The organism is Peribacillus sp. NPDC056705, from assembly GCF_043656335.1.
This window is the reverse complement of record NZ_JBHTYI010000057.1, coordinates 1-8862: the sequence shown is the minus strand read 5'-3', so window position 1 is coordinate 8862 and position 8862 is coordinate 1. Positions and strand designations below refer to the sequence as shown.

6 protein-coding genes are annotated in these 8862 nt (G+C 37.9%); 4 read left to right on the top strand and 2 right to left on the bottom strand.

The genetic code is table 11. The annotated features are described in order from the left end of the window. The first annotated feature begins 235 nt into the window (after positions 1–235). The 3 genes from ACFRAK_RS26805 to ACFRAK_RS26795 all read left to right on the top strand — a co-directional run bounded on the left by ACFRAK_RS26805 (position 236) and on the right by ACFRAK_RS26795 (position 4807). Positions 236–2035, top strand: a complete 1800-nt coding sequence (locus ACFRAK_RS26805; RefSeq protein ID WP_387598370.1) for an acyl-CoA dehydrogenase family protein — start codon at positions 236–238, stop codon at positions 2033–2035. 23 nt (positions 2036–2058) lie between these two features. Further along, complete coding sequence (locus tag ACFRAK_RS26800) at positions 2059–3246, top strand: CaiB/BaiF CoA transferase family protein (RefSeq protein WP_394572871.1); 1188 nt, start codon at positions 2059–2061, stop codon at positions 3244–3246. A 280-nt stretch (positions 3247–3526) separates the two neighbouring features. Further along, positions 3527–4807 (top strand): MFS transporter, encoded by a 1281-nt coding sequence (locus ACFRAK_RS26795; protein ID WP_387598374.1) that lies wholly within the window; start codon positions 3527–3529, stop codon positions 4805–4807. 494 nt (positions 4808–5301) lie between these two features. On the opposite strand, the gene ACFRAK_RS26790 is transcribed toward ACFRAK_RS26795, so the two are convergent. Together ACFRAK_RS26790 and ACFRAK_RS26785 are read right to left on the bottom strand one after the other, a co-directional pair. Continuing rightward, positions 5302–5886: a TetR/AcrR family transcriptional regulator gene (locus tag ACFRAK_RS26790; protein ID WP_394572870.1), complete on the bottom strand. Its 585-nt coding sequence runs from the start codon at positions 5884–5886 to the stop codon at positions 5302–5304. A gap of 7 nt (positions 5887–5893) precedes the next feature. Continuing rightward, positions 5894–6646 (bottom strand): alpha/beta fold hydrolase, encoded by a 753-nt coding sequence (locus ACFRAK_RS26785; protein ID WP_387598380.1) that lies wholly within the window; start codon positions 6644–6646, stop codon positions 5894–5896. 1009 nt (positions 6647–7655) lie between these two features. Between ACFRAK_RS26785 and ACFRAK_RS26780 the strand changes: the two genes are divergently transcribed. Further along, positions 7656–8540 (top strand): YitT family protein, encoded by an 885-nt coding sequence (locus ACFRAK_RS26780; protein WP_387599300.1) that lies wholly within the window; start codon positions 7656–7658, stop codon positions 8538–8540. Positions 8541–8862 lie beyond the last annotated feature (322 nt).

The window sequence follows — 8862 nt, the reverse complement described above, 5'->3', positions numbered from 1 at the left end:
GTCTTGAGCAATAAATTGACTTTTCTGAAAACTAACTTTATATTCATATTATAGGAATTGAGATTCCTTTATTATGAATAATAATTTATTGCAATGCTGAAAGGAAGTGAAATAGTAACCTGAAAAATGAATAACTTGTACGATCCTGATTCGGTAAACCGTATAAAAAAGTAAAAGGAGGGATAATGGAAAAATTCTTTATTAATTATTAAAAATGAAAACAAGGGGGATTAATATGTCCGTGAAATTAATAAACTCTAATTCAAGAAAAGCCTATTCTGGTTCGATGCCCGACACAAAGGGATTAAACTTTTTTGAAGAGGATCAAAATTTGTCTTTTATACTTAAGCATTATCTTTCTATAGAAAATTATAATCGGGCCCTTCCTCACTTAAAGGAGTTGGGGGAAATAGCCGGAACAAGGCTTGATGAATTATCCCGGATGGCGGATAAGCATACTCCCGAGTTAATAAATTATGATGCAAAAGGGGAACGAGTAGACGAAGTTGCCTATCATCCGTCCTATAAAGAGATGGAATCATTAGGATATGGGAAGTTCGCACTGGTCGCTATGTCTCATGAACCTGTGCTGGGATTTCCTACTAAACTACCGCACGTGTTAAAGTACGGATTTTGGTATTTGTTTGTCCAATCCGAGTTTGGTTTGGCTTGCCCGATGAGCATGACTGACTCTGCCGCTAGGGTCTTAAGTAAATTTGGTGATCAAGGTTTAAAAGAAACCTATTTGTCTCGTATGACGAGTACTGATATGAAAACATTATGGACAGGTGCCCAATTTATGACCGAAAAACAAGGCGGGTCTGACGTTGGCGCAAATACGGTAACAGCAAAGAAAGTTGATGATCATTGGGAGATTTGGGGTGATAAATGGTTTTGTTCCAATGTTTCTGCAGATGTAGCATTAGTTTTGGCTCGTCCTGAAGACGCCCCCGAGGGTACTAAAGGTCTTGGAATGTTTTTAATGCCAAGGAAACTGCCAGATGGATCTCTTAATAATTACAAAGTAAATCGACTAAAAGATAAATTCGGGACCCGCGATATGGCTTCTGGTGAGGTGACTTTTGAAGGGGCCGTTGCGTATGTCGTAGGGGATATTACAAAGGGTTTTAAACAAATGATGTCAATGGTGAATTCTTCACGGTTATCGAACGCCGTACGTTCTAGCGCGATGATGCGAAGAAGCTTTTTAGAAGCACTCGTTTCAGCTCAAGGTCGTGTCGCATTTGGCAGCTCATTGTCTGAAAAACCCCTTATGAAAGAAACTCTTTTTGAACTATTGCTAGATTGCGAAGCAGCTGCGTCCATCACATTTTACACAGCTTCCGTTTATGATAATTCCGATCAAGGGAACCAGGAAGATGAAAAGCTATTACGAATTTTGACGCCATTGCTAAAAGGATTCATTTGTAAACGTGCAAGAAATTCTACCTCGGAAGGGATGGAGGCCAGGGGAGGAAATGGATATATCGAGGATTGGATAGATTCGAAACTTGTACGTGATGCTCATGTGGGTTCCATTTGGGAAGGCACCACGAATATTGTTGCTTTAGACGTTGTAAGAGCGTTAGTGAAAGATGAAGCAGGAGAAATCTTTTTTAAGGACCTTTACAATCGATTGGATGGGATTACGAATTCTTTGACTAAACAGATTGGGAAGATTCTTCTGCAAATATCAAAAAAAGTTGAATCGCAATCAAAGAGGATAATGAGTCTGAATGGACCAGAAAGGGAATTGCCTGCTAAACAATTAATGAACCGGATGTATCATATATTCACTGCCAGTCTTCTGCTAAATGAAGCGGAAGTACAAATTACAGCCCAAGAAAACTATCGAAAATTATACATGGCTTTACAGTATATCCATCGTTATTTGCTTTCAAGTGGCTTGGATGAACTTAATTACTTTGATTCATCACTATTAAAATGGTTTGATGCTATTGTTGACTTTGACCAAGTATCAAAAGGGGCGGTAGAAGGTTTGCTGGAAAATGTAAAACAGGCCGTGAAACTCTAAATGTCAAAGGGGAGGAGAGAACAATGAATGGAGCATTAAGCCGGATAAAAGTACTTGATCTAAGCCGAGTGGTGGCTGGACCTGTCTGTACAAGTATTTTAGGAGATCTGGGTGCAGATATTATTAAAGTGGAAGGGCCGGATATCGTTGATGAAACACGAACATGGTTTCCTCCGGACATTGAAAATATCAGTTTGTATTATATGGCAGTTAATCGAAATAAACGTGCCATAACGGTGAATTTAAAGTCAAAAGAAGGAATTCAAATCATAAAAAAACTCATCCAGGAATCTGATGTTGTCGTAGAAAATTTTAAGACAGGAACGATGGAGCGGTTAGGACTGGGATATGAAGACTTGAAAGAGTTGAACCCTAAAATAATTCACTGCTCCATTACAGGGTTTGGTCATACAGGACCGTATAAACTATTACCTGGATATGACTTTCTTGCTCAGGCAATGAGTGGGTTTATGAGTGTGAATGGCACATCCGATGATGCACCTGTAAAAGCAGGGATTGCGATGGCCGATTTATATGCAGGACTATATGCAATCATTAGTGTATTAGCCGCTTTGGAGGCTAGGAATCATTCCGGTCGTGGTCAGCATTGTGACATCTCCCTTATGGACTCGATGGTTGCTTCATTGCTGAATATAGGAACAGGTTTTTTAAATACAGGAAATCTGCCTAAACGATATGGAAATCAGCACCCGACACTAGTTCCCTATCAGAATTTTCAAACAAAAGATAAAGAGATCATAATTGCAGTAGGCAACGACAGACAATTCCAGCGTTTTTGTTCATTAATAAATGCAGAGGAATTACCCCAGGATGAGCGTTTTGCAACAGCTAATGCAAGAATCATATATAGGGAGGAGTTAATTCCTATATTACAAGAAGTGATATTAACAAAAACAGCAGATGAATGGCTTGGAATTTTCCAAGAAAACAATATTCCATGCGGCCCCATCAATACTTTAGATAGAGTTTTTATAGATGAACAAGTACTTGAAAGGAAAATGATTCAGGAAGTTGAACATCCCTCAGTTGGAATTGTTAAACTTTTGGGATCACCATTAAAACTCTCTGATACACCAGTCACAATCGAGAGGCATCCCCCTTTACATGGGGAGCATACTGAAGAAGTACTGATGGAATTAGGGTACGATAAAGAAGAAATTAAATCGTTTATAGAAGATAAGGTTATTTGAAATGACTAAGTCGGCATCTAGATATCTCGTTAATGGTGGTATCTGGAGTAAGATATCTATAGTTAGCTTTAAAGAAATCCCCTAATTAATAATAATACGATCGATGCTAATACCATGTTAATTGAACAATATTAGTTTGGGAAAACGAAGCAGTGATGAATAAAGTCTTCATTAGATTCCTATCATCCGATGACTTTTCAATTTCAAATTGATGGCGCTTACATCGAATAGATGTTTACCATTGTTACAAGTAGTTAATCCAAAATCAAGGGGGCTTAGTATGAATAATGGTACGTCAGATCGGACTTGGATTGTGGTATTCGTCGCATGCTTTTTAGGTCTTATGGTAGATGGCATGGACTTAATCATGCTATCTATCACGATGCCTAGTCTAATGGAAGAGTTTAATATAGGTAAAGTAGATGCAGGTCTCATCGCTACATGGTCCTTAGTGGGTATGGCCGTTGGCGGAATCGGCGGCGGTTGGTTATCTGACCGGTTTGGCCGGGTAAGAATGGCAACCTGGATGATGGTTCTATTCTCCATTGGAACGTGTTTACTTGGGTTTGCCCAAACGTATGAACAATTTATCGTTATTCGTTTCATTTCTGCTATCGGGATTGGGGCCGAATATACTATCGTTACGATGCTCATGGCTGAATATGTACCTACAAAAAAAAGGACGACGATCTTAGGTACACTACAAGCAGCTTATTCATTAGGATATTTAGTTGCGGCTTTATTGGCTGGTGCAATCTTGCCTGAATACGGATGGAGGCCTCTTTATTTTATCGCTGTTGTACCTGTTCTATTGGCAATTTATATCAGATTCAAAATTCCTGAACCTCAAGGGTGGAAAGAAAGGGCTCAAGCTCAAAAACAAATGGGCAGGGGTAATAAGAAAAATGAGTGGGCTGCGATTTTCAAAGATTCAAAAACAAGAAAGATTTTTATATTTTGGGGTCTTACTGCGACCTTCTTACAATTTGCTTATTATGGCATTGGTACTTGGCTGCCGACGTATATTGTTTCTGATTTAGGTTTTGATTTTAAAAAAATGACAGGGTATATTGTAGGGACATATACAGCGGCGATCTTAGGTAAAATCATTGCAGGTTGGTTGGCAGATCGATACGGTCGTAAAACGCTGTTTGTATTTGGTGGTTTCTCTACTGCTATTGTCTTACCAATCGTTTATCTTTATAATTCACCGTCTAATATTATTCTGTTACTTACTTTACTAGGTTTTCTCTATGGTATACCTTATGCGGTTAATGCTACTTACATGGCTGAGAGTTTTCCTGCACATATTCGTGGTACAGCTGTAGGGGGATCATATAATGTTGGTCGAGTCGGATCAGCTATGGCTCCATTTCTCATTGGTATCATGGCGGAATCCTATTCAATTGGGTTCGGATTGGCTACACTTGCTATTGCGTATGTGGTATCAGCGTTAATTCCTGCACTGTTTATTCGGGAAAAAATGTACGATCCATTTGGGAAGGAAGAAAATTCTGCAACCAAGCAAAAAGAAAGCGTTTACGAGAATCAAACTATATAAATTATATTATTAGCCTTTGTTAATGAAAAATGTTGTTCGATGGTTTAAAGGAAGCACTGATTATAAATGAATATCAGCAAAGTGTGTACATAATGGTAAAGAGGAAGTGTTATGAAGGGCGAAGGAGGTTATTTTTACATCGTTTATCGTGGTGGAGTATGAATATTTATCCATAGAAGTCGAGGGTGTCCTCTACAAGCTTACAGATGTTAGAAAGGAAGCAGAAATAGGTAAACAACCAAGTGAACGGGAAATTTTCAGAAAATATTTTTTACAGGGCTGCCCAAAATGACTGAAACATCATTTTGCGGTCAGCCCCTTTTTTTCGTCCTAGCAGGATATGTGATTTCCAGGTTAATGCCCTAAGGTTGCCTAATTAAATAAAGTGTCTACCTTTTTGTGTTCACTTCTATCTCTTTAAGACCATTTTAACGCCCGATTGCTGAAGTTCCTCATTTAATCTTCATTCAAGATATGGCCTATCAAACGGTAGACTAGTTACAAAACTCCCTTATAATCTGGTTCTTTATTTCTTCTACCGGAAACCCATGTTGATAGGTGGAAATCGTCAACATAATCCCTTGTAGCACAGATGAAAAATATAACGATCGTTTCCTTGGTTCCTTTTCCCCCATACTTTCAAATATCTTACATTGAAACTCAAATTGTCTAGCATTTCCTTCAATTATGAGATGACTGTATTTTATCAAATCTTCATCAGCCTCTGGCTGAGTTTGCAGGTGTAGATAGAAGCGGTGGACTTCCGGTTTTTTGTGGATATTATCAATGGCACCATTGATAATATGTTCAAGCTGTTCACGAGGTGTATTTAAGGTGAACGCTTCTTCCATGACTTCAACCACTTCCTTGATTCTGGCCACGACCATTTCAGAAAGAAGTTCTTCTTTTCCTTTGTAATAGTTATAGAGTAACCCTTTAGAAATCCCGGCCTTCTTGGCTATATCGCTTATAGAAGTAGCGTAATATCCTTGTTTCATAAATAACTCCATGGCTGCAGCACGGATTTTTTCTTTGGATGCTTGGCGAATGCGGTCATTCTCTTCGGGTGTACGTGGCATTTTAACTTCAATCCTCCATAAAAGCAGTGAATTCTTGATATAAAACTTCAGAATGGGTGAGGGGCAGCATATGATCGGCATCCTCCAGTTCGATGAAACGGATGTTTGGAACCTTGCGGAAACAATCGGCAACCCGAAAATTGTCTGCCAAGTCCTTTTTGCCGATAAAAAATAAAGTTTCGGGGTTCAATTCTTCTAATCGTCCCATTGCTGGCGGCTGAGGCCATTTCATGCAGAAATCAGCGGGCCACTTAAGCATGCGCCCGAAATGATGCGTGAGCATTTGAACAGCGAGATCTTTGTACGGACTATCGATAACAACTTGATATGTTGGAGAAAGAAGGGCAAGATCCAACATCTTATCTATATTGGGGGCGCTTTCCAATATTTTGTCATGATATTGTACAAACTCCTTTGAATAGGGAAAACCAGTCAAAGAAGGAGCAATTAATACAAGTTTCGATACTCTTTCAGGGTGATTAAGGGTGAAATCAGTTGCAATCTGTCCGCCCATGGAATGACCAATAAGCGTTGCCTGATTAAGTTCCAGGTAATCCATTAATGCCAAAACATCGTCAACATAGTTTGCATGTTTTATAGGGGATGGTGATTTACCAGCACCACGTCCATCAAAAGCAATAACTTTGTAATCCTTAGATAAAAGAGAAGCCAAAAATGTCCATTGCCTCAAATCAGCACCACCGCCATGAATAAGTACAACAGGATGACCACTGCCAGTAATCTCAAAATGTAAATCCAATGCAACCCCTCCATTTTTAACTGAATTTTCAGTATTATTTTATTATTGAATAAACGTTTAGTCAATATAAAACACGGGTTAATTTTAAAAGATTTTAGATTTTATATCTATTCCGTCCGCATAATGGCGCTAATCAATAGTAAATCCGATGGCTTCAGCTTTACTCTGAATAAGATTGTTTATGATGCTGAAACAGAAATAAAAGCATCAGAACATGAATAAAGTACATTACAATCTGCACAAAATGAAGCGAATAGTGATAACTATTTTGAAGCAATTGAAAACAACTCGGCTTATCCTTGTGGTGTTGGTAATCATGGACATACACCGGATAGATTCATTAGAAACGTTCGTATTAATGATCATACATTTGAAGGTTGTAATTTTGCAGGAATTCGACCTTGCAAATTTGAAAATACTAGGATCAAGAATAATACCTTTGATAACTGTGAATAGGGAATACGTCTCTAATCCTGTATAGGTACATATTACAATGGAGTTCCAGAAGCAGGTAAAAACAGTTAAATTAAAGATAATTCCGCAAATGACACAGCTACAGAAGTAGTGTATATAAATGACGGTGAGGTGGCATAATTTCTTCGTAAAGGATATACAAAGGATTATTACGTTAGTGGAAATAGTGCTGAAAGGGTTAGTCTTACTGGATTTCTTATTTCTGGTTTAGATGGAGTAGAGATACCTAATAACGTAATATCACATTCGAAAATGTCAATGGAAGAAGTTGCATCAGTTTATCCAGTTCTTCAAGAAATGGTCGTGTTTACAATTATAGGACAATAACTTTGCGGGGGAATTTTCATCTCAGGCGGAGATGTAAAAGGATTCTTGAACAAAAAGATAACGATATTGACATCGAAGAAATTGATCTTTATTAAAACGATTGGAACAAACTGAGCGCAGGTCAGGACTTCTATTATTCAAAGTTATTTTTCCTAATTTGATATTAGGGTATAATAGTGATAAATGAATAATAAAAGGTGTGATTTTTCTGAAGGAAGTTTTAGCACGAAAAAAGCAGCATAGAAAGTTATCCCGTTTGGTAATTATCCAACGGACCATTCTTATTACAATTGGTGCGTTGTTAATGGCCACTGGATTGGAAATCTTTTTAATTCCCAATCATGTAATTGATGGTGGGATTACAGGTATTTCCATTATGCTTTCTCATATCACAGGTATAAAACTAGGAATCTTTCTTTTCCTATTGAATCTACCATTTGTATATCTGGGATATAAACAGTTTGGAAAAACTTTTGCTATATCTACTATATATGGGATTGTAATGCTATCCATTTTTGCAACATATTTTCATCCTATTCCACCCTTCACTGAGGATATCCTTCTTGCTACAATTTTTGGCGGCATTTTCTTAGGTGTAGGTGTAGGAATTGTAATTCGTAACGGTGGTGCGCTTGACGGTACAGAAATACTTTCGATTGTAATAAGTAAAAAAGTGCCTTTTTCTGTTGGCGAAATTGTTATGTTCATCAATCTATTTATACTGGGTTCTGCTGGATTCGTTTACACATGGGATAGAGCTATGTATTCAATCTTAGCTTATGTAATTGCTGCTAAAGCCATTGACATTGTTATTACTGGAATGGAAGAAACAAAGTCAGTGTGGATAATTAGCGATGAAGCAAGAGAGATAGGTGATGCAATCAATAATCGCCTAGGACGTGGTGTGACATACTTACATGGTGAAGGTGCCTATTCTGGAGAGGAAAAGAAGGTAATTTTCTGTATAATTACCAGACTTGAAGAGTCTAAGTTAACTACAATTGTTGAAGAGATTGACCCATCATCTTTCTTAGCAATTGCAAATATTGCGGAAGTACGTGGTGGACGGTTCAAAAAGAGAGATATCCATTAAAATAATTACTTATAAACAAAAGCAAGCATCAAAATGTTGGCTTTTATTTATAAGCAATTGAGCAAATTTTTAGGCTTTGTTAAGCAGTATTGTCGTTTTTAGGTATAAAATACCGGGAACGTCCGATTTGGACGTTCCCGTTCTTATTCCATTAAAACCCCCTATAATGGAATAGCTGTAAAGCTAATGAAGCTTCATTAAAAGCTGCGTTTCTCTGGCCAAGCTCCTTGCATTTTACTAAGGAATACAATTTGCCCAATATGATATGCGTCGTGCATGGCTAAACTCTTCAGTTCAAGCACTAATGGATTATCTCCTGGAA

Bases quoted from the DNA above. Each gene is read 5' to 3' on its own strand.
- ACFRAK_RS26805 (WP_387598370.1), top strand. From the start codon at position 236: ATGTCCGTGAAATTAATAAACTCTAATTCAAGAAAAGCCTATTCTGGT.
- ACFRAK_RS26800 (WP_394572871.1), top strand. From the start codon at position 2,059: ATGAATGGAGCATTAAGCCGGATAAAAGTACTTGATCTAAGCCGAGTG.
- ACFRAK_RS26795 (WP_387598374.1), top strand. From the start codon at position 3,527: ATGAATAATGGTACGTCAGATCGGACTTGGATTGTGGTATTCGTCGCA.
- ACFRAK_RS26790 (WP_394572870.1), bottom strand. From the start codon at position 5,886: ATGCCACGTACACCCGAAGAGAATGACCGCATTCGCCAAGCATCCAAA.